The following is a 21,753-nucleotide window of genomic DNA, read 5'->3' on the forward strand; positions in this document are numbered from 1 at the left end:
ACCACGGGCTATGGCGCCGCAAGAAGCGCGACGCCTGGCAGCTGGCCGGACGGCCACCCCTTCGTCGTCTGCCTCTCCGCCAGCCTGGAGGAACTGCTGCGACGACTCGCCGAGCGCAACCAGCGCGAGGACGCCAACGCCCTCACCGTCACACCCGAAGCCCTTGACGGATTCTTCGCCTGCTTCGACCCGCCGACCGATGAAGAAGGAGGAGAAGAAACGCCCGGGACCCTACCGCTCTCCTCACGGCACTCACCGAGGCCAAGGGCGGTAGGCGGGGCCCGGCTTCCGCGGAGCCCCTGCGGCAGGCCCACAGAGCCCTCGACGCCGAGCATCTGCGGACGGCCAGCCGGCAGCAACACCAACTCGTGACCGGGCTCGCCCGTACGGCCGCAGCCCTGGCCCGGGAGACCGGGGGAAACGCGGTAGAGCCCGGCACGGGGCCGAAGGTTCCTAGGCCACCCAGCCCCCGCCGGGCCACATCAGCACCCCGAAGAACGGAGCACCCCCCGCCCCCACCCCACGGACCGGCCCCGGCGAATCACCCGCGCCCGGCACTGGATCACCCGGCGCCGTACCGCGCTGCTCTCCAGAGCCCTGCGCGGTACCGCCTACGCCACCGGCGCCAGCATCGTCGGCCTCGCCTTCTGGTGGATCGAACAGCGCCTGTGATCCCGCTGTCGGGCCCCGGCCCCGGCCGCGGACCCGGAGGCCGGGCCGGTGCGGCCGGCGTCTTTCCGCCCAGTGCCCTGACGGGACGACCCGGCGGATCCAGGGCACGAGAACGGCGCAGTGGGCACGGCTGTGCGCGCATGGCCAGGACGGGGATCAGACGGATTCGAATGCTGCCGTTCCAGAGACTGCTGGTCAGCCGATGATGGCGACTGGGGCGTCCCAGGCGTTGCGGTCGACGTTGATGGTGTAACCGCCGCGGGTCTCTTTGCTGTTGGCCTTGTACTGGTGGCCGCGGCTGTGGTCGGTGTACAGCTTCGGGTCCCAGGGCCAGTCTTTGGTGGTGGTCTCCTGGCCGTTCCACAGGGCGTACCAGAGGTTGCCGGGCAGGTCCGTGCGGTCCTTGGCGGTGGCGATCGCCTTGGCGCTGGAGCTGCTGAAGCCGTAGAGGCCGGCGCGGTAGGTTTTTGTGCGCAGGGTCTTGGTGAAGGACCTCACGTAGGTGAGGGTGGCGTCGTTGCACGCCTTGTTCGTGGTGTCGTACGACTCCATGTTGAGGTAGATCGGGCTGCCGGTCTTCATGCCGAGCGCCGACGCCTTGGCGATCGCGTCGTTGGCGTTGCTGACCCCGACCGAGGCCGCGGTGGCGGCGGTGAACCTTTCCTTGTTCCCGCTCTGCTGGCACGGCGGCTGGGCGCCGACGTACAGGGGGATGACCCGCCAGCCGAGCGTGTCGACCGACTTCACCCAGGACTTCGTCAGGTTGGGCTGGGCGCAGCCGCGGTTCTTGCCGCCGATGTAGACGGCGACACCGCTGTAGTAGCCGTCCTTCTTCCACGCCGTCATCGCGCTGAGCGAGGGCGCCGTGCACGCGTCGAACGCCCGGCCGGTGTAGGTCTTCTGAGTCGGCCACGTCGTAGCGGCCATCGAAGTCTGTGCCGCGACCCCGGCGCCGGCAACGACGGCGACACCCGTCGTCGCTAAGGCTATGTAGCGACCTCGTCTGGACAGCCGGTGCTTCGCCATTTCCCATCCCATCTGATACTCGGCCCCGGGGTCCCGGGGCCGGCCCACTCTATCCGGAGGCGGCGAGCCCGCAGCGGCCGCCAGGTTCGACCCCACGCAGGCTCTTTTCGGGCGTTGGGGCGCATCATCGCGCCACGGCGTTGCCGCGTGTCACGTCCGGCGCGTAGCGGGGCCGACGTGCGGTCGTTCGGGCCCGCCGACCTGAGCTGAGGCGGTAGCGTCGAGAGTGAGGACGCGGGGCCCCGGTGACTGCACAACCCAACTACACCAGCGCACCTGGCCCGGTACCACCGATGCGGATGCTCGCCGAGCACGTCCAGGCCGTGAAGCTCAACCCCGTCACCGGCCGCCTGGACACCACCCCGGACGCCGCCGCGTACAGGCCGAAGCCGCGGTGGATCTCGCAACCCGGCGCCCAGGCAGTGAATGCCCTGGCGGCGGCCCACGGCCTTTGGAGTCGTCGTGGAGCTGGTGGAGTGGGCGGGGCCCGGGATCGAGAAGCACGCGGACCGCGCGGCAAAAGCTGACTGGCATGGTGGACCTGGACGGCTACCCCGACGGCACGCGGATCATCGTGCGGCGTGAGCGCCCGCATCCCGGCGCCCAACTGTCCCTGTTCGACCTCGACGAGGGCATGCGCCACCAGGCCTTTCTCATCGACACCCCGTACGGCGAAGGCTCATTGCAGCACCTGGAAGTCCGCCACCGGGCGCACGCCCGCGTCGAGGACCGCATCCGCTGTGGCAAGACCACCGGCTTCCCTCGACCCGATGGACGCCGCTGAATGAACGAGCGTGTCCGAAGCCCGGCGAAGACGACTCCGACCGGGCCCATACCCCTGCCCGAGAGAGCACCCACCTTCAGTTATTTACGAGTCAGAGTCGCTCAATGAACCCACAGCCTTCGCACCTGTGAGGCCTCGGCGGGGAGGCAGCCAAGCCACGGTCATCGCATGGATGACTGGAGACTCGACCGGGCGGGCGCTCGATAGGAGAACCGGCCCAGGGACCAGTGCAAGTGACATAACTCACTCCGTTTTGGGGGGCCAGCAAGTCGATCATGTTCTGACTCGTCGCGCTTGTGATCTTTTCCTCCTCGATACGTTCGCATCGCCACCGACCATGTGGTGGTGCGTGAAAGTTCTTAGGAGATCGAGGATTTATGGTGATCCATCTGCCCGCTCTGGAGGAGCGGGGCCGGCCTTGGTCCGGGAGGAGCCTCCGCTACATAGCGGGAGGGCTTGCCCTGGCTTTATCCGTCTCGTTGCTGGACAGCACAAGCACGGCATTCGCCGCCGAAACAGAAAAGTCCAAGGAGCCGAAGCCTGCCGCCGTGACGCAGGCTGCTGACATTCCGTCGGCGCGGGTTGCCGCGCGCTTGTCGGGCAAGCGGGTCGAGGCGCTCTCCGAGCGCACCGAGACCTCGACGACGTGGGTGAACAAGGACGGTTCGCTGACCACCGAGTTGTCGGCCGGCCCGATCCGATTCAAGGACGCCGCCACCGGCCAGTGGCGCGACGTCGACGTCACGCTCGGTACATCGCCGGACGGGTCGGTCGTCTCCAAGGCGCATCCGACCGGTCTGAAGCTGGCGGGGAAGACCGGCGCCAAGGCCGCCTCACTCAAGGCTGCGCAGTCCGCCCCAGCGGCCGATATGGTGACTCTCGGCGAAGGCGACAACGCGATCACACTCCAGTGGCGGGGCGGCCTTCCAGCCCCGAAGCTTGACGGCACCCGCGCCACCTACGAGGACGCAGTGCCGGGCGCGGACGTGGTGGTCGAGGCCACGCGTACGGGCTTCGAGCAGTTCGTTCTGGTCAAGGGGAAGCCCGCCGACAGCTTCTCCTACACCCTGCCGCTGAAGGCCAAGGGCCTGAAGGTGGAGCAGCAGGCCGACGGCAGCGTGCTGTTCACCGACAAGAAGTCGAAGAAGACCGCGGTCATGCCCGCCCCGGTGATGTGGGACGCGACGGTCGACCCGGTCTCCGGCGAGCACACGCGCCAGGTCAAGGTCGGCATGAAGGTCGTCAAGACCAAGGGTGGCGTGGACCTCGTCCTCACCCCGGACGCGAAGTTCCTCGCCGACCCGGCGACGAAGTACCCGGTGACGGTCGACCCGTCCACCTCGTCCCTGTCGAACACCTTCGACACCTATGTGCAGCAGGGCGAGACGGTCGACTGGTCCAACGACGTCGAACTCGATCTCGGCAACCCGGGCACGAAGAACGCCGACGGCACCTACCGCACCGCGCGTTCCTTCATCTCCTGGAACACCGCGCCGATCGCCGACGCGCTGGTCATGGACGCCAAGCTCAGCCTGTGGAACTTCCACTCCGGCAACTACACCGGCTCCTCATGTCCGCTGCAGCCGTGGGAGGTGTGGTCCACCGGCGCCGCGTCCACGTCGTCGCGCTGGGCCGCGCCGAACCAGCCGGCGTGGATCGCGAAGAAGGCCACCTCCTCGGATACCAGGGGCAACGCCTCCTGCACCACGCAGCCGGACGGCTGGATCAACGCCAACGTCACCACGATGGTGCAGGAGTGGGCGTCGGCCAAGGCCGCCAAGTCCCACATGGGCCTGCGCGCCTCCGACGAGAACGTCACGGGGCAGTGGAAGCGGGTCAACTCCGCCAACGCCGCCTCCAACCCGCCGAAGCTGGTGGTCACGTACAACTACCGGCCGCGCACGGGCACGAAGCAGGAGGCGGGCCCGCCGTTCTTCTCCTACGGCGGCGCCTACGTGGTCAACACCACGACCCCGACACTGCGGGACACGTTCGTCGACCCCAACGGTGACAAGGTCAACGGCACCTTCCAGATCTTCGACTCCGCAACCAACACCCAGGTCGGCAACGTCATCGTCTCCCCCTGGGTGAACTCCGGACAGGTCGCCTCCGTGACCGTCCCCGCCGGCGTGCTGACCAACGGCAAGACGTACAAGTTCCGCAGCAGCCCGTACGACGGTGCCCACTACAACCTGGGCTGGTCGGAGTGGAAGACCTTCACGGTCGACACCACCTCGCCCATCGCACCGACGAGCATCACGTCGACGGACTACCCGTCGAACGCGTGGGTCAAGGGTGCGGGCCAGGCAGGCAACTTCACCGTCACCCCGAATGGCACCGACCACAGCTGGCTGGAGTGGTCCCTGGATGGTGTGACCTGGACCAAGGTCGCCACCGGCGGCTCCACGGCCGCGAAGGCGATCTCCGTCGCACCGCCGAAGGACGGCACCCACACCCTTCAGGTGCGGCAGGTCGACAAGGCCGACAACAAGTCCGAGCCGATCGAGTACACCTTCCACGCCGGCCCGGGCGGCTTTGTCCAGCCGAGCGAGGGTGAGCGCACCGCGCGCCGCCTGCCGCTGGTCGCCGAGGCCGACGGCAGCAAGTACAACGCGGTGTCCTTCTCCTGGCGCCGCTCCGAGGCCGACTCGTGGACGCAGATACCCGCTGGTGACGTCACCTCCGGCGGTACCCCGCTGAGCGCGTGGCCGGTGCCCATGGTCGGCGGTAGGAACTCCGCCCTTGTCTGGAACGCCACCGACACCGTCAACCCCGACGGCACCATCCAGATCAAGGCCGACTTCACCGGCCCGAACTCCGCGTCCGGCTCCACCCAACCGCTGACCGCCGTCGTGGACCGTAACGCGAGCGGCGCCGCGTCGGAAGAGGTCGGCCCGGGTTCGCTGAACCTGCTCACCGGTGACTACGCGCTGTCCGCCACCGACGCGTCCGGTTTCGGGCTGTCCGTGTCCCGGACCGCTTCCTCCCGTACGCCCGACAAGGGGGCCCAGCAGGAGGGCCAGGCGGCCATTTTCGGCAAGGAATGGGTGTCCGGAACCGTCGCCGAGGCGACTCAGTCAGACTACTCCCACATCCGCCGGATCTCCGACACCGCGGTCGCCATTGTCGACGTGGACGGAGGAGAGACACACTTCACGGCGAATGCCGCCAAGACCGGCTGGATCCCCGAGCCGGGGGCCGAGATCCTCACCCTCACAGGCAGTGTGACCGGTTCGTTCACGCTTACCGACCCCGAGGGCACGGTCACCGAGTTCACCAAGCCCGACGCCGCCGCCACGACCTGGCAAGTCTCCTCCACGTTGCTGGACGGACTGGCCGAGTCCACCACGACCGTGGTCTCTGAGGCGGTCACCGTGGACGGCAAGAAGCTGGCCCGCCCCAAGCGGATCATCGCGCCGACCTCCGCCGCGAGCGCTGCGACCTGCACGGCGACACCGTCCACCAAGGGCTGCCGGGCGATGGAGTTCGTCTACGCAACCTCCACCACGGCCACGGACCTCGTGTTCGGCGACTTCACCGGCCAAGTGAAGGAGATCCGCCTGTGGTCCACCGACCCCGGCACGGCTTCGGCGACCTCCAAGGCAGTGCAGACGTACGTCTACGACGCTGCAGGCCGCCTGCGCCAGGCCTGGAATCCGCAGATCAGCCCGTCGCTGAAGACCGAGTACGCCTACGACCCGGCGGGCCGGGTCGCCGGACTGACTCCGGTTGGTGAACTCCCCTGGTCCTTCAACTACGGCACGGCGGGCAACGCCACCAACGCCGGCGACGGCATGCTGCTCAAGGCCTCCCGTTCCGGCCTGCAGCAGGGCACCAAAGACGTCGAGTCGGGAACAGCCACCACGTCCGTGGTCTACGACGTTCCACTGACGGGCACGACGGCCCCGTACAAGATGGGCGCGGCCGACGTGAAGGCGTGGGGCCAGCTGGACGCCCCGACCGATGCGACCGCTGTCTTCCCTGCCGACGTGCTTCCGTCCTCACACGCCGGAGCCGAGCTGACCGCCGCCTCATACACTCGTGCTGATGTCACGTACATGGGAGTCTCCGGCCGTGCGGGCAACACGGCCACCCCGGGTGGGCACATCTCCACCACGGAGTACGACCGATTCGGCAACACCGTGCGCGAACTGACTGCGGGCAACCGGGCCATAGCGGTCGGCGCCAGCACCGCCGACCAGGCTGCCCAGGCGGAACTGGGTATCGGCCAGCTCACCAGTGCAGACCGTGCGGATCTCCTCGCCACCCGGTCCGTCTATGACGAGACCGGTACCCGTCACCTGGAAGAGCTGGGGCCGCTGCGCCGGATCGATCTCACTGCCGACCTTAAGTCCGGTACGACCGTGCTGGTTTCCGCAGGCACGCCGGTGACTGCTCGCGCGTGGACGATCAACGAGTACGATGCCGGTCGTCCCACTGATAGCAGCGCCAAGGTCAGGGACAAGGTCACCAAGGTCACCACCGGTGCCCAGGTCCGTGAGCACCCGACCGTCCAGGGCGAGACCCGAGTGACGCAGACAATCTACGACTGGACCAAGGGTCTGCCGACTCAGACGATCAAGGACCCGGGCGGCCTCGCGATAACGGAAAGCACCGAGTACGACGCTCAGGGCCGCGTCGTCAAGCAGCGGCTGCCCGGAGCCACCGGCACGGACGCCGCGACCCGAGTGACCACGTACTGGTCCGCCACGGGAACCGGCACCTGCCAGGGCCGCCCAGAGTGGGCAGACCTTCTCTGCTCCACCGGGCCGGCCGGCGCCATCACCGGCAGCAGCTCCAACCCGACGCAGCTTCCGACCACCGCCACCGAGTACAACTGGTGGGGCAACACGAGCAAGGTCTCAGAGACCGCGAACGGTGTCACCCGCACGTCCACCACCACCTACGACAGCGCCGGCCGCGTCACCAAGGTGGCCATCACGGGCGGCGTCGGCCAGGCGGTTCCTGAGTCGACGACCGAGTACGACCCGGCCACCGGCCGAGCCGTCAAGACGGTCTCGCCGACCGGAGGCACCATCATCAAGGCGTACGACAAGCTCGGCCGCCAGATGTCCTACACCGACGCCGATGGCGGTGTCACCACCACCGAATTCGACCTGCTCGACCGGCCGGTCAAGGTCACGGACAGCGCACCGTCGACCGTCACCTACACCTATGACCACACGCTCGAGCCGCGCGGCCTGGCGACGAAGACCACCGACTCCATCGCCGGCGTCTTCCAGGCCACCTACGATGCGGACGGGTCGGTCAACTCCGAGAAGCTGCCCGGTGGCTACACCCTCACCACCAGTGAGGACACCACCGGCGCCACGCTGAAGCGGACCTACACCCGTGACAGCGACGGCACGCTCGTCTACACGGACAGCGCAACCCAATCCGTTCACGGCCAGGTCACCACCCATGCCGGATGGTCCGACCAGACCTACACGTATGACGCCAACGGCCGTCTCACCACTGTCGAGGACACCGCAGACACCATCTGCACCAAGCGGACCTACACCTTCGACAACCGCACCAATCGCAAGTCCCTTACGACCGCCCCGGGAATCCCGGGCCTCGACTGCCCCACCACGGGAGGCACCACCACCAGCCACACCTACGACAGCGCAGACCGTCTGGTCGACGCCGGATACATTTACGACGCGTTCGGCCGCACCACGACGGTCCCGGGCCACGGCACGGTCGGCTACTACGCCAATGACCTTGCCTACCAGCAGACTGCCAACGGCCAGCGCCAGACTTGGCAGCTCGACGCCACCCTGCGGTTCCGCTCCTGGAAGACCGAGACCGGCAGCGGCTCCATCTGGACCCAGACCGGCTCTAAGCTCAACCACTACGGCGGTGACGGCGACAACCCTCGCTGGATCGTTGAGGACACGACGACCGGCGCACTGACTCGCAACGTCGAGTCAGCCTCCGGCGATCTCGCCGCCACGACCAGCAAGACCGGTGACACCGTTCTCCAGCTGACCACCATCCACGGCGACGTGACACTCCAACTCCCCTTGGACGCTTCGAAGTCACCCGTCGCTCTTGACAGCGACGAGTACGGCAACCCACGCAACGGTCAGGCGCCGACGCGCTACAACTGGCTTGGCGCCAAGCAGCGGTCCGCCGAGACGCTGACCAGTCTCACGCTCATGGGCGTTCGCCTCTACAACCCGGTCACCGGCCGCTTCTTGTCCATCGACCCGGTGCACGGCGGTGGCGACAACCGCTACGGCTACCCCGGAGACCCGGTCAACCAGTTCGATCTGGATGGGCGTTCGTGGTGGTCGGAACTCAAGAAGAAGAGCAAGAAGAAGGCGATCGAGGCCCGCGCATGCGCGAGCCTTGGATTCAACGCCTGCAGGAGAGCCACGGCGATTTCGTACATCGCCGCTAGTATGACAGGAAATGGAAATCGGAATAATGCTATCCGTCACTTCATCTGGCAAGCGGCTCTGACTTTCCTTCTGGGGCACCGCGCGGCTGTAGTGCTCGGTAATGCCCATGAATGGGGAGAGGGCGGCAGAGCTGACTCCAGGATCGATCAGCGTAATAACACCCGAGCCAGAAACTTCGCGATAAGCGGACGGGGCAGGCGTGCGATGAAGAAGGCCTGGCACTCGAAGTCCGGGCTGTACGCGTTCCTGTACAAGACGGCCTCCTACCGCTACTCGATAGGAATGCTCGAGTAGCTCCGTCGTCCAACCTATGAGGGCTGCCGGGTCCGCGCGCAGCGGGCCCGGCAGCCCCAACCCACTCAATACCGAAGGACATTTTCATGAAGAACGCCTACAAGGTGGCGGCGGTGTCTACCATCCTCGTCCTGGCCGCCGGTGGAGTAGCTCTCGGATATGAGCTGCGAGGAGGATGCGGCAGCCAGGAAGGCCGGGCCGAAAAGATCGCGGGCTTGGAGATTTTGCAAGAGAAGCCTGAAGGGGCCCATCCCGCATCCGGGAGCGAGAAGGTCGAATACGGGTGTGTGGACGACGGAGGTGGCTGGCTGTACGCGAACCGGCACTATGCGTTTGAGGGCTCGAATCGGCAGGTCGTAGATTTCTATCGCGGCATCGCGCAGAAGCAGGGGCTGTCGCTGGACGAGGAAGGCAGGGAAGCGTCAGACACTCTGGCCGGCCTCTGCTTCTCCAAGGAGGTCGACGACAAGCCCGTGCTCGTGCGCATCCGCTTCAATCCACCCGGGGGTTCCGAACCCGGGGACTACACAATCGGGGCCGAGGCGGCTTTGGACGGCGAACGCATCCGCTGCTGGCTTTGATCTAACCTCATGTCGGCAACGGCTGAATCTGGTTCAGGCACGGATTCCGTGAAGTCGATCGTGCTTCTGTGCGCCGGTGACGCTCCGTCATCTCCGGGCGGATGCTGGCCGCGTGTGAAGAACTCTTCCTTCTGCTTCCGCATCTCGCCGGGATACCCGTCGAGTGCATGGAGGTGCGGGACGGCCGCGTGGTGATCGAAGCGTCGACGCCGGAAGACGTCCCCGTACTCTGCCCGGGCTGCCAGGCGCCGTCTGGGCGGGTGCACAGCCGGTACGGACGGCGCCTGGCGGACGCGCCGTGCGGCGGGCGGGGCGTGGTGATTGAACTGTCGGTGCGCCGGCTGTTCTGCGACAACGGCGAGTGCCGGCGGGTGACGTTCGCCGAGCAGATAGACGGGCTGACCAGCCGCTACGGCCGGCGCACGCCCGTCCTGCAGCGGATGCTCGCCGCGCTGGGCGTCGTCGTGGCCGCCCGCGCCGTGGCCCGTCTGGCGCTGCTACTCGGCGTCGTGGTCAGCCGGACGACCGTCCTGCGCCTGGTCATGGCGTTGCCGGACCCGGCCTGGACGACCCCGCGCGTGCTGGGCATCGACGAGTTCGCCACCAGGAAGGGCCACCGGTACGGCACCATCTTGGTCGACTGCGAGTCCCACCAGCCCCTGGACCTGCTGCCCGACCGCGACGCGGACAGCGTCGCCGCCTGGCTACGCGAGTACCCCGGCATCGAGATCATCTGCCGCGACCGCGCGCAGGTCTTCGCCGACAGAGCCCGCACAGGCGCCCCAAACGCCCAGCACTGCGCGGACAAATGGCACGTCTGGCACAACCTCGCCGAGGCCGTCGAACGCCTCGTCTCCCGCCACCGCGCCCTACTGCGCGACCTGGTCGAAACCTTCCCTGAACCCGAGCGACCGGAACCAGAGCCCGCACAGGTCGAGACGGTCAAAGCGACCGAGGAACCGTCCGAGCCCTACCCGCAGGGGAAGTTCCTCGACCGGCTCCGCGACACCCACGCCGCAGTCCGGGCCCAGGTAGAGCAGGGCCTGAGTCTGCGCGAGATCGCCAGACGCCTCGGTCTCGGGCGCAACACCGTCCGCAAGTACGCCCGCGCGGCCAGTCCAGAGGCGATGCTGCACGGCCAGTGGCAGAACCGGACCAGCAAGCTCGACGCCTTCAAGCCCTACCTCGATCAGCGCATCGCCGAGGGCTGCACAAACGTGTCCCGGCTCCATCGCGAGCTGTAAGAACGCGGGGCACGCTGCAGTTACAGCACCCTGCGCGACTACGTCCGGCCGCTACGTTCCGACCGTCGGGCTGCCGGGAGCCCACCACCGATCGCGAGGCCGCCCTCACCCCGCGAGGCCACCGGCTGGATCATGCGCCACCCGGACCACCTACGCCAAGACGACCAGCAGCAGCTCAAGAACCTGCTGGCCCGCTCACCCGAGCTCACGGCCGCCGCAGGCCACGTCCGCACCTTCGCGACCATCATGACCAACCGCGAAGGAGACCGGCTGCGGCACTGGATCGCCGACGTCTGCGCGGACGAGCAGTGCGGCCTGGCCGGCTTCGCCGCCGGACTGATCCCCGACCTCGACGCCGTCGTCTATGGCATGAGCACCGACTGGTCCTCCGGGCCCGTCGAGGGCCGCGTCAACGACCTGAAAGCCCTCAAGCGCAGCATGTTCGGCAGAGCGAAACCACCGCTGCTGCGCAAGCGGCTCCTCCTGATCGCGGCCAGCCGCCGACCCTAACCTCTGCCGCCTCGGGCCTGGCGGTCCAGGAACTCGATCACTCGTGTTTCCGAACGTAGAAGCCGCTCTCGCTGCTCAGGAGGAAGAGAGGCGAGGAGGTCGACCAGGACTCGCTTCCGCGGGACGTACACCATGTTGCCGGAGTAGATCCTGCAACCTGCACACCAGGCGAGTCCGATGCAGCGCTCGAACATGGAGGACTCGGGCGGATGGAAGCGATACTGGTACGAGCAGGCGGACGTTCGGCAGGCGGCGCAGACCAGTCGATCGCCGTCGGGAATCGTGTCCCAGCCTCCGACCATTCGCCAATGCTGTCGCCCGGCCGGTGCTCTTCAAGTCGTCATGCCGAGCATTCTCTCTCACCGCGAGTCGCCCGGTCTCGGCGTCCGGGGAAGAATCGGGCCGACCACAGACCGTGACGGACCCTCAGGCGACCTGATCCACTTCACGGAATCCGTGCCTGAACCCGGTTCAAGGAACGGCGACAGGCCTGTCAGTCCTACTACTTGCGAGGTATCCGTTCGCACTCGCTGGCCACTACGAGATGTTCAACCCTCGATCGACTCGCACGATGACCTACTGCCCAAGGCAGGAAAGATCGTGCTCTTCATTGCTGCTGCGGCAGTGATCGTCTACATCAATCTCGGGAGCATCTGGTAGGGGCCAGGCGAGGTGGCCGGGAGACCACCTACAGTCACCATGCGGCCTGCTGTCATGCCGAACTGACGACAGTTGAATACGCGAGCTCACCAGTACGGAACCCCGAACAGTCGTGCCCCGGTCGTGGCCGGGGCACGCCGTACAGCCTGCCGAGGTCGCCAACGCTGAGCCAGGGCGTAACCCGGTGGGTGCGTTCCTCCGGGGACGGGGATGCCGAGGGATTCCTGCCCGGGCGCGGCAGTGGCGACATGACCCAGGGCGTGAGGGAGGCGCGTCCACAAGGCGGTATCCGCAGGTCAGGCGACGGCGTTACGGATGCGAGATGCGATCTGCCCGACTATGCAGCGCTACTTGACGGGTGGCGGCAGCTACAGCCAGTCTGCCCGCTCCGTGCGATCGACACCGCCGTCGCCATCCACTACGTAGGCCAGTGCCTCTGCGAAGGTTGAGCAATGCTCAAGACCTGTGGATCGGTGTCGGGGAGGCAACGCGAAGGGCGTACCTTCCCGAATGATCCTGTGATGGTCATCGAGTAGGCCGACGTTGGCGCGTCGGTCGGGAAGGCACGCCCGTGCTCACGGTAGTCAATGCTGACGGTTCCACGCCAAACGGCTCCCTGATCGACGAGATCGTCCGCGAGGGCGCCCGGCGGATGCTGGCCGCCGCGTTGGAAGCCGAAGTCAACAGCTACATAGCAGAGTTGGCCGGTGAACGGGGCGGCGACGGTCGCCGCCTGGTCGTGCGCAACGGCTACCACCAGCCGAGGAAGGTCACCACGGCCGCCGGGACGGTCGAGGTGCGGGCCCCGCGTGTGAACGATAAGCGCGTCGATGACACGACGGGTGAGCGCAAGCGGTTCTCCTCGGCGATCCTGCCGCCCTGGTGCCGCAAGTCCCCAAAGATCAGTGAGGTGCTGCCGCTGCTCTACCTGCACGGCCTGTCCTCCGGCGACTTCGTGCCCGCGCTGGAGCAGTTTCTCGGCTCCTCGGCCGGCCTCTCGCCCGCCACCGTGACGCGGTTGACTGCTCAATGGCAGGCCGACCACACGGCGTTCATGGACCGGGAGCTGTCCGCCACGGACTACGTGTACGTCTGGGCGGACGGCGTTCACCTGCGCATCCGCCTGGAGGAGGCGAAGGCCGCGGTCCTGGTGCTGATGGGGGTACGCGCGGACGGCACGAAGGAGCTGATCGCGATGACCGACGGATACCGCGAGTCGTCGGAGGCATGGGCGGGCCTGCTGCGGGACTGCGCCCGCCGGGGCATGCGGGCCCCGGTCCTGGCCGTCGGCGACGGCGCTCTCGGCTTCTGGAACGCGCTGAGCGAGGTCTTCCCCGACACCCGCCATCAAAGGTGCTGGGTTCACAAAACCGCCAACGTTTTGGACGCGCTGCCGAAGTCAGCCCAGCCCGCGGCCAAGCGTGCGATCCAGGAGATCTACAACGCCGAGGACAAGGAGCACGCGGCCCGGGCTGTGCGCGACTTCGAACGGGCCTACGGGGCCAAGTACCCCAAGGTCGTCAAGCGGATCACGGACGATGAGGACGAACTCCTGGCGTTCTTCGACTTTCCCGCCGAGCACTGGATCCATCTGCGGACCACCAACCCGATCGAGTCGACCTTCGCCACCGTGCGCCTGCGGACCAAGGTCACCAGGGGCGCCGGCACCCGCGCGGCCGGACTGGCCATGGTCTTCAAGCTAATCGAGTCCGCTCAGGCCCGCTGGCGAGCCGTGAACGCGCCCCACCTCGTCCGGGCCGGAGCCCGCTTCAAACGTGGTCAGCTCGTTGAGCGCGAGGGGCGGGCAGCCTGATGGACACCCCCAATCCGCTGACCGACGAGGAACTCGCCGTGATCGAGGAGCTTGCCGGTGCTGCGACTCCCGGTCCCTGGCACGTGCGCCAACTGGACGACGACTTCGCCATGAGCCTCGTCGCCATCAGCACTGTTCCCGACATCGGAGCCGGCGAACGCTGGCCAGACTTCGACCACCGGCAGATCGTGGCCGCCACCCTGGTCCAGCAGCCACGATATGTCGACGTCGCGGACGAACGCTGGGATGAGAACGCCAACTTCATCGCCAACGCCCGCCAGGACATTCCCCGCCTGATCGCCGAGATCCGACGTCTCCGCCGCCTCCTCGAAGCCAACGGTCAGAAGCCCGAGGAAGGCTGAAGCGCACCACCGATCCACAGGAATTGACAATTACTCTCTGCCAGTCCTGCAACACCCTAGTACTCCAGCTGTAGATCGTGATCTTGATGGACTTCGGCAGGATCTCCCGGGACATCGTGTGGGGGTGTGGCGGCCTGAGCGGGCACCATGCACAGGTGAGCATCATCATCAAGTTCTTCATCGCCCCTGACGACACCTCAGCTGCGGGCATTGTTGATCGCGGGCCGGTCGGCGTCTTCGACTCGCTGGCCTGCGGCAACTTCGATGCTTCCGAGGCGGTGGTCGAGTGGGAGAGCCTGCTTACTGGGCAGAGCTTCGAGGCGCTCGTCGCGTCCGATGAGCCGCGCATGGTTGCTGACCCAGAGGATGGGGACGGCCCCCTGCTGTTTGTCGCCTCGGGTGCGCTTCAAGGAGCGCTGGCCGGCGCTTCGGCCTCTCGCCTTGCCGAGGTCGGCGAGCTGTGGATCCAGGAACGGGCCGCCGAGGGCGAGGCGTTCGACTTGGAGATGGTGCGGGAACTCCTGGGTGATCTGGCAGACCTGGCCCGTGCCGCCGAGGGGCGGGGTCACGGCCTGTACTGCTGGATGGCCTAGCATCCCGGCCGCCGCGGTACGGTCCCGCGATCTGGACCGGGAGCGAGACGGTTGCGGCCACCGGTGATCATCGTGGTTTGTGAAGACAACGAACGATCAAGCGGTGGCCGCAGGTCACAGCGTAGACCCGGTCCACTGGCAGGACGTATTCGAGGGCCTGATGAGCCGGATCGCGGGTCGTTTCGCGCGGGTGGAGCCCCGCCGCCGAGTCCGGCGGTTGGTGCTCGGACTCCTGTCGGACCTGCCTCGCAAGAACTGCTGGACGATCGCCGAGTGGGCCGGGGAGTCCACCCCAGACGCGATGCAGCACCTGCTCAGCCGGGCCAAGTGGGACGCCGACGCGGTCCGTGATGACGTGCGGGGCTACGTGGTGGAGCACCTGCGCGACGAGCGGGCGGTGCTGGTGGTCGACGAGACCGGCGACGTGAAGAAGGGCACCGCCACGGTCGGTGTCCAGCGCCAGTACACCGGCACTGCCGGCAGAATCGAGAACGCCCAAGTTGCCGTCTACCTGGTCTACGCCGGTCAGCGCGGGCATGCCGCGGTGGACCGGGAGTTGTACGTCCCGCGCTCCTGGACCGCCGACCCCGACCGCTGCCGGGCCGCCGGGCTTGGCGAGGAGACCGCTTTCGCCACCAAGCCGGAACTGGCTGCGCGGATGGTCGCCCGGTTCCTGGACGCCGGCCACCGGGCCGCGTGGGTTGCGGGCGACGAGGTCTACGGCGGTAACCCGAAACTTCGCACGGTGCTGGAGGAACGCGGCACCGGCTACGTCCTCGCGGTGGCCTGCTCGTACGAAGCCGCAACTGGAGCCGGCAAGTTCCGTGCCGACACCCTGGCCAAGAAGGTCCCCAAGCGGGCCTGGCAGAAGCTGTCGGCGGGGACCGGTGCGAAGGGCCACCGCTTCTACGACTGGGCCGTCATCGACCTCGCCGACCCCCGACCCGGGAGCCGCCAGATGCTGATCCGCCGCAACCGCAGCACCGGCGAACTCGCCTACTACCGCTGCTACTCGCCCGCCGCAGTGCCGCTGGCCGAGTTGGTGCGAGTAGCTGGATCAAGGTGGCGGGTGGAGGAGTTCTTCCAGTCCGGCAAGGGCCTGGCCGCACTGGACGAGCACCAGGTCCGCCGCTACACGTCCTGGTCCCGTTGGGTCACCCTCGCCATGCTCGCCCACGCCTTCCTCGCCGTCGTCCGAGCCGATGACCATGCCCGCCAACCGGCACCGAACGGCCTCATACCCCTCACCTGCAACGAGATCCAGCGCCTGTTCATCACTCTCGTCGTCCGGCCCGTCCACGATGCCGCACATCGGCTCGGCTGGTCCGACTGGCGACGCCGCCACCAAGCCCGATCCCAGGCCAGCCACTACCGGCGGCAAGCCGCTCAAGCGTGAAGATCACCATCTACAGCTGGAGTACTAGAACGCCCCGACCACCTGTACAGCAACGACATCCGCGTGGCGAACCGCTACACACGCCTCTTCCACACCAACACCGACGACTGGCTCCGCCACTGGCACCGCTGCCCCGGCTGCCGCGCACGCACCACCCTGCCCCTGCCGCACCTCGCCGCATGGACCGCCCACATAGCCTGCCGATCGCTGCGCCCGACCCACCGCGCCCCCCGCGGGCGCAAGCTCTGCGGTGTCCTGCGTGTGTCCTGGACGAGCAGTCACAAGGCGCCCCGTTCCTGCCTGCTCACGGTCGCCGTCGACTTCTGCCCCTCCGGCGAGCACCGTGTCCTGACGCGAGTCCCCTACCACGAAGCCGCCGAGCGGTTTCGCATCTGGCTGGCCGGAACGGCCCCTGCCGTGGCCGCCGCGGCCGGTCCTGACCGCTTGGACGGCCTCCCTGCCCAGTTCCGGCCAGTCATCGTGGACACCAGCGGCGAGGGCCTAGCACTGTTCTGAGCGAGCACCAGGAGACCTGACGCCCCAACGTCACCTCGCAGCTGCTGGCCCCGACACGGTCACCCCGCACGCCCCAGCGAAATGCGCAGCAGAGTTGACACCAGCCGCAAAACTCGCTCCGAGACGGGAGCAGGGCCTATGCGTGAGAGGGCCAGCCCAAGCTGGATGTCAGAACGCGATCGAGCGCCGCCCGGCCTGCGGGTCCCCATGTCGGCTTGCCGCCAGGAAGGCCTCGCTCCCCATTGTGGCCCATGAGGATAAGGAAAAGGCTCTTCAGAGCAGCCAACCCTCGGGCTCGCCGGAGCGTCGCCTCGTCCGCATGCGCATACACCTCGAAGAACCGTAAGCCCGCGCCTGCGGGAAGAAGTAGCCACGCGGACGCGAGGTCCCACGCCGGATCACCGGCGAACATGTCACCGAAATCAATCACGCCCGAGGGCGTCCCGTCCGAGACGACGACATTCGCGGGATGGAGGTCACCGTGCAGCCACAGCGGCGGGCCCTCCCACTATGGGGCCGCAACGGCATCGTCCCAGACGGCCCGCACGGCCCGGACGTCGACGGCAATGCCGTCGGGGGCAATTGCTTGCAAGAAGTACTCGAAGCCGTCCATGCACTTCTTGGGGTGAGCACCGCGGTCCGAACTGGTCGGCGCCTCGGCGGGTGCCTCCACATGGAGCGCTCTGAGGAAATCCGCCAGAGTGTCGGTCGCGTGGTCGTCGCGGCTGATCAAGGTGTAGTCGAGAGGCTCGCCAGGAACCCACGTCATAATGCTCCAGGTCCTCGGGAAGCGCGCGGACGGTTCACCGATCCGCACAGGAGTTGGAACCGGGAGCGGAAGGCGTGGGGCCAGGACAGGCAGCCACCGGCATTCCTTGCGCTGGAGATCCGGGGCACGTTCTGTGCGCGGCATGCGAACGACCAACTCCTCCCCGAGACGCCACATTTGGTTGTCCCAGCCGCCCGGTACTTCACGGATGGCCAGGCCCTGCAAGGTCCGGATGCTGGTCCTTGAGTAGATCGTGTACCAGCTCTGCGATGATCTCAATCTCGGAGTCGGTCATGCGAAGCCACAGTACGTGAGACAAGTGGGATGGTCGTTCCACCGTGCGCCCTGCACCGCGTTCGTCCGCGCGCCGCCCACCATGTGGAGCAACACGTCGGGCCCCTCCGTCTGCTGGAGCGCATGCCCGTCTGCTGCTCGGCGAGGACGGCGTCTGAGCGCGGCAGCGTCCGGGCGGGCGTGCAGTGACTCACGACGGGAGCAACCGCCGGGCACCCGGGAGATTACTGTGAGCGGTCAAGCTGGCCACGGGCGTGGACTGGTGCCCGTGCAGTACCACCGGTTCGAGATCAGCGACGAGGCTGGTCCCGCTGGCCCTGATCTGCCCCGCGCCCACAACGGACTGGTGGAGGCGCAGGACGGCATCGTCACAGTCCTCACCGGCATTCACACCGGAGACGTCGACGTCACCTTGCACACCGGCACCCCCGAGCCCGGACGCCTGGTGGGAGAAGATCGTCGAGGTGTCCCTGCACTCGGTTTCCGGGGAGCTGATGGTGCGCGGCCTGATGGACGACCTGGACGAGGAGCTACCGGTGCTGTCCTTCGACGGCCCCGGTGCTTACCGGCTCCGCATCCATGCCCGCGGCCGGGAATCGCCGTCGACCTCACCCCCGCCGATGTTACCGAGTGGTACCTCTTCCAGGCATGGCCGTCAACCGCCCGGGACGCGAAGGTGCTGCGGCAGACGGACCGCTACGGAGCCTGCGTCCGAACAGACTGACCCCCGGCCGGCCCCGGCCGATCAGACCGGCCGGAGCCTGCTCGGTCCGTCACGACGGCCGGGAGCCGGGCTGCGCTGTGGAAGGGCATTGCGAAGCGCGGCATGCGTCGGTGACGTGACCGGCGGCCGGGGGAACCGAAGCGGACAGGGCACCCAAGCGGCGGGCAGGCCCCCGGAGTTCGGCTGCGGTGGTGAGCCGGGGGTAGGGGCGGCACACGCCGGGCCGCCCTCAGGCTCCCAGTGGGTCTACCCGAAGCGGTCAGTGAGATAGGCAAGGGCCCGGTCGCGGTCGGCGTCATCCAAAGACGCAAGGAGAGCGGCGCACTGCTCCAGGACCGCCTTACTCCGGAGTGGCACCGCGCCCCCGTCCCGGGCAGCGCCCCTGTCCTGAGCGGCGTCCAACTCCCTCGCCACAGCCCTTAGGCGTTCTCGCAGCGCGGTACGGTTGGTTCCACGCGTCTTGTTGGCGTGGCAGTTGGGACACAGAGCGATCATGGCACTCGGGTGATCGCGACCTCCCAGGGCATGGTCGTCGATGTGATCGACCTCCAGCAGGTAGCCGCCCGCCGTCGCCCTGTAGGGAAGCGCACGCAGAAGGCACACGCACCCGGCGAAGGCCAGCGGTGGCGGCATGCTCCTGGTGGCGTCCGTCCGCCTCCCGCTCCTACACCCGGCGTCGCAGTTCGCGGTATCGCTCCTGCCGCGGCACCGTCCGTGCGCGGACCCTGCGGCGAGCGAACGGCTGCGGGCTCAGGGGGACCTCGGCGCGCGCCGCACCTGATTGGGGGGCCGTAGAGCGGGCCGATTCCACCCCGAACAGCCGCAACCGCTCCCACGCTCGATTCTGCCCGGTGACCGGCAAGCGGTAGACGTGACGTTGACGTTCTCCGGTCGTCAAGGCCGCGAGGGTCAGTCCTGCTGCGATGGTCTTCCCCAGGCCGACGTGCGTTTGCACGGCCAGCTTATAGCCCACGCCGAACCGTCTGAGAACACCCGCTGGACGGTCGTCATCGGAGGCCGGACGCGGCGCTTGTCGTCCCCTCAGCCAGGTGGGCAGGTCCTGTCGCTCCACTCCGTCACTCCCCCGCACTTCTCCCCCTCCCTCTGTCAAGCCGACGGGTTCGCGGATTCTCGGGGTGGAATCGCGGGGAACCGGAGGGGGACGTGGCGCCCGCTGGCGGAGTAGCCGACGGGTTGGGGTGTGCCCGAGGCGCGCGCCAAAGGGGCAACGAGATGATCTTGAAGCCCTGAGGGCTCGGCCCCCGCATTTCAGAGGGACACGCGCGCTGTTCTGCCAGCGGCAGAACACCGGCCGGGCCGGGCTCGACGATCACTACAGTCCAGTCTCATGACGGCGATTACGACGCGTACGGTCGAGTACCCGGCGGACGGTTTGACGATGATCGGGCACCTCGCACTCCCGGTCGGTATCGACCGCCGGCCCGCGGTGCTGCTCGGGCCAGAGGGCATGGGGCTCAGCGACGTCGAGCGCCGCCGGGCCGATGCTCTCGCCGAGCTGGGATACGTGGCGCTGGCCTTCGACCTTCACGGCGGGCGCTATTTGGGCGACCCCGAGGAGATGTTGGCCCGTTGCCTGCCACTGCTCGCTGATCCCGACCGGATGCGGGGCATCGGCCATGCGGCGCTCGACGTGTTGCGCACCGAACCGCGGACCGACCCCGACCGGATCGCCGCCGTCGGCTACGGCACCGGGGGCGCCATCGGGCTGGAACTCGGGCGCGACGGCGTCAACCTGCGCGCGATCGGGACAGTCAACGCACTGACCACGGGCCGACCGGGCGAGGCAGCGCGCATTCGCTGCCCGGTGTGGGCCGGGGTCGGGTCGGAAGACCCGATCATGCCGCCCGCGCAACGGAACGCGTTCACCGCCGAGATGCAGGCCGCGGGCGTCGACTGGCGCCTCGCGGTCTACGGCGGCGCCTTGCACGCCTTCCACCACCCGCCGGTCGACCACCCCACGGTCCCCGGCGTCGGCTACCACCCACAGCACGCGCAGCGAGCCTGGCGCGACGTCGTCGACCTGCTCGCCGAGTGCCTGCCCGTGACGGAGGATCTGCGGGCATGACCCAGGCAAACAGCCTGGCGCCAGGCCTGCGGGTGTTCACGAGTGCTGATGAGCTGCGCTGACAAGAGGCCCTGAAGATCGTCCCCCTGGTGTCGAAGATCGTTCCCCGCGTCGACTGCCAGAGCCTGCTGCCATGCTGGCGGACGGAAGATGACGGCAACGGGCGGCAAGGGCTGTGCGCGATGGACTTCGAGGGCCAGCTCTGGCGGTTGGAGGCCCACGCCCGACAGGTCCTCGCCGATTATCAGGAGCACTACAACTGCCACCGGCCACACCGATCACGAGACCAACGACCACCCGAAGCCCCGGGACAGCCAGCGGTGTTGCACGATCGCGTGCCCCGCAGGCCCCTGCGCACCCGCGTCCTCGGCAGGGTCATCAACGAGTACCGATACGCGGCTTGAGCTGCAGCGATGACTATTCGAGCCCCACAGGTCGAGTCGTCGCGGGGCTCCGGGCGGCCATGTTCTCTGAGCCATCCGATCGGCTCCTCCATGAAAGCCATACCTGGAGCCCCTGGGCCCACCGATCTTACGAATGACCAGCGGAAACCCACGCTTGAAAGGTAGGACTCCATGATCTTGGGAGCCCGTGCCTGTCACGTTCCCAGGCCACCGCTGAGCTGGCAGACCATCACGAACCAGACACTCTGCGACTACGCCGAAGTCCTGCCTCTGGGCCTTCTCCGTCATCACCGCCTCGCCCGGCGCTGGCACTCTGGGCGGCCGGGGCATTGTGGACGCTGACTCGGCAAAAGGTATGGCAGGGAATTCCGCATCCTAAAACGCAGGGAAGCCCCGGACCATACGGTCCGGGGCTTCCCTGGAATAATTGTTCGGCGGCGTCCTACTCTCCCACAGGGTCCCCCCTGCAGTACCATCGGCGCTGAAAGGCTTAGCTTCCGGGTTCGGAATGTAACCGGGCGTTTCCCTAATGCTATGACCACCGAAACACTATGAAGTTGAACTCCAGCCGGCAAGGCGAGTTCGTTACTTCAGAACAAACACAGTGGACGCGAGCAA

13 protein-coding genes, 1 rRNA gene and 2 pseudogenes are annotated in these 21,753 nt (G+C 67.6%); 12 read left to right on the forward strand and 4 right to left on the reverse strand.

Annotated features, from left to right (window positions below):
- Nucleotides 1–867: 867 nt before the first annotated feature.
- Nucleotides 868–1,698: a glycoside hydrolase domain-containing protein gene (locus ABD858_RS34705; RefSeq protein ID WP_345045304.1), complete on the reverse strand. Its 831-nt coding sequence runs from the start codon at nucleotides 1,696–1,698 to the stop codon at nucleotides 868–870.
- A gap of 520 nt (nucleotides 1,699–2,218) precedes the next feature.
- On the opposite strand from ABD858_RS34705, the pseudogene ABD858_RS34710 reads away from it, so the two are divergent.
- The 10 genes and pseudogenes from ABD858_RS34710 to ABD858_RS34755 form a co-directional block, all read left to right on the forward strand.
- A pseudogene (locus ABD858_RS34710) lies at nucleotides 2,219–2,455 on the forward strand (IS1380 family transposase); the annotation flags it as partial.
- 404 nt (nucleotides 2,456–2,859) lie between these two features.
- Nucleotides 2,860–9,183: an RHS repeat-associated core domain-containing protein gene (locus ABD858_RS34715; protein WP_425586362.1), complete on the forward strand. Its 6,324-nt coding sequence runs from the start codon at nucleotides 2,860–2,862 to the stop codon at nucleotides 9,181–9,183.
- Between the two features lie 86 nt (nucleotides 9,184–9,269).
- Nucleotides 9,270–9,764: a hypothetical protein gene (locus tag ABD858_RS34720; RefSeq protein ID WP_345045309.1), complete on the forward strand. Its 495-nt coding sequence runs from the start codon at nucleotides 9,270–9,272 to the stop codon at nucleotides 9,762–9,764.
- Nucleotides 9,765–9,865: 101 nt separating this feature from the next.
- The gene (locus ABD858_RS34725; protein ID WP_345045311.1) at nucleotides 9,866–11,008 is read left to right on the forward strand and encodes an ISL3 family transposase; all 1,143 of its coding nucleotides are present in this window, start codon (nucleotides 9,866–9,868) and stop codon (nucleotides 11,006–11,008) included.
- 132 nt (nucleotides 11,009–11,140) lie between these two features.
- A complete protein-coding gene (locus tag ABD858_RS34730) occupies nucleotides 11,141–11,518 on the forward strand; it encodes a transposase (RefSeq protein ID WP_345045314.1) in 378 nt (125 codons plus the stop codon).
- A gap of 1,231 nt (nucleotides 11,519–12,749) precedes the next feature.
- On the forward strand, nucleotides 12,750–13,991 hold the full coding sequence (locus tag ABD858_RS34735; protein WP_345045316.1) for an IS256 family transposase: 1,242 nt from the start codon (nucleotides 12,750–12,752) through the stop codon (nucleotides 13,989–13,991).
- Nucleotides 13,991–14,353 (forward strand): hypothetical protein, encoded by a 363-nt coding sequence (locus tag ABD858_RS34740; protein WP_345045319.1) that lies wholly within the window; start codon nucleotides 13,991–13,993, stop codon nucleotides 14,351–14,353. Before ABD858_RS34735 ends, ABD858_RS34740 begins: the two co-directional genes overlap by 1 nt.
- A gap of 155 nt (nucleotides 14,354–14,508) precedes the next feature.
- Nucleotides 14,509–14,946, forward strand: coding sequence for a hypothetical protein (locus tag ABD858_RS34745; RefSeq protein ID WP_345033718.1), 438 nt, complete (start codon nucleotides 14,509–14,511; stop codon nucleotides 14,944–14,946).
- Nucleotides 14,947–15,106: 160 nt separating this feature from the next.
- On the forward strand, nucleotides 15,107–16,342 hold the full coding sequence (locus tag ABD858_RS34750) for an IS701 family transposase (RefSeq protein ID WP_345044180.1): 1,236 nt from the start codon (nucleotides 15,107–15,109) through the stop codon (nucleotides 16,340–16,342).
- Between the two features lie 63 nt (nucleotides 16,343–16,405).
- Nucleotides 16,406–16,858 (forward strand): hypothetical protein, encoded by a 453-nt coding sequence (locus ABD858_RS34755; RefSeq protein WP_345045321.1) that lies wholly within the window; start codon nucleotides 16,406–16,408, stop codon nucleotides 16,856–16,858.
- Nucleotides 16,859–16,994: 136 nt separating this feature from the next.
- On the opposite strand, the pseudogene ABD858_RS34760 reads toward ABD858_RS34755, so the two are convergent.
- Nucleotides 16,995–17,922 (reverse strand): annotated as a pseudogene (locus ABD858_RS34760) (aminoglycoside phosphotransferase family protein).
- 969 nt (nucleotides 17,923–18,891) lie between these two features.
- On the reverse strand, nucleotides 18,892–19,278 hold the full coding sequence (locus ABD858_RS37055) for an HNH endonuclease signature motif containing protein (RefSeq protein WP_425586363.1): 387 nt from the start codon (nucleotides 19,276–19,278) through the stop codon (nucleotides 18,892–18,894).
- A 715-nt stretch (nucleotides 19,279–19,993) separates the two neighbouring features.
- On the opposite strand from ABD858_RS37055, the gene ABD858_RS34765 reads away from it, so the two are divergent.
- Together ABD858_RS34765 and ABD858_RS34770 are read left to right on the forward strand one after the other, a co-directional pair.
- A complete protein-coding gene (locus tag ABD858_RS34765; protein WP_345045323.1) occupies nucleotides 19,994–20,731 on the forward strand; it encodes a dienelactone hydrolase family protein in 738 nt (245 codons plus the stop codon).
- 182 nt (nucleotides 20,732–20,913) lie between these two features.
- Nucleotides 20,914–21,135 carry an integrase core domain-containing protein gene (locus tag ABD858_RS34770; protein ID WP_345045444.1) on the forward strand — a complete coding sequence of 74 codons (222 nt, stop codon included), beginning with the start codon at nucleotides 20,914–20,916 and terminating at the stop codon, nucleotides 21,133–21,135.
- Between the two features lie 429 nt (nucleotides 21,136–21,564).
- Here the strand turns inward: ABD858_RS34770 and rrf are convergent.
- A 5S ribosomal RNA gene (gene rrf, locus ABD858_RS34775) occupies nucleotides 21,565–21,681 on the reverse strand.
- Between the last annotated feature and the right edge of the window lie 72 nt (nucleotides 21,682–21,753).

The sequence above is a fragment of the Streptomyces sannanensis genome (assembly GCF_039536205.1).
GTDB classification, from domain to species: domain Bacteria; phylum Actinomycetota; class Actinomycetes; order Streptomycetales; family Streptomycetaceae; genus Streptomyces; species Streptomyces sannanensis.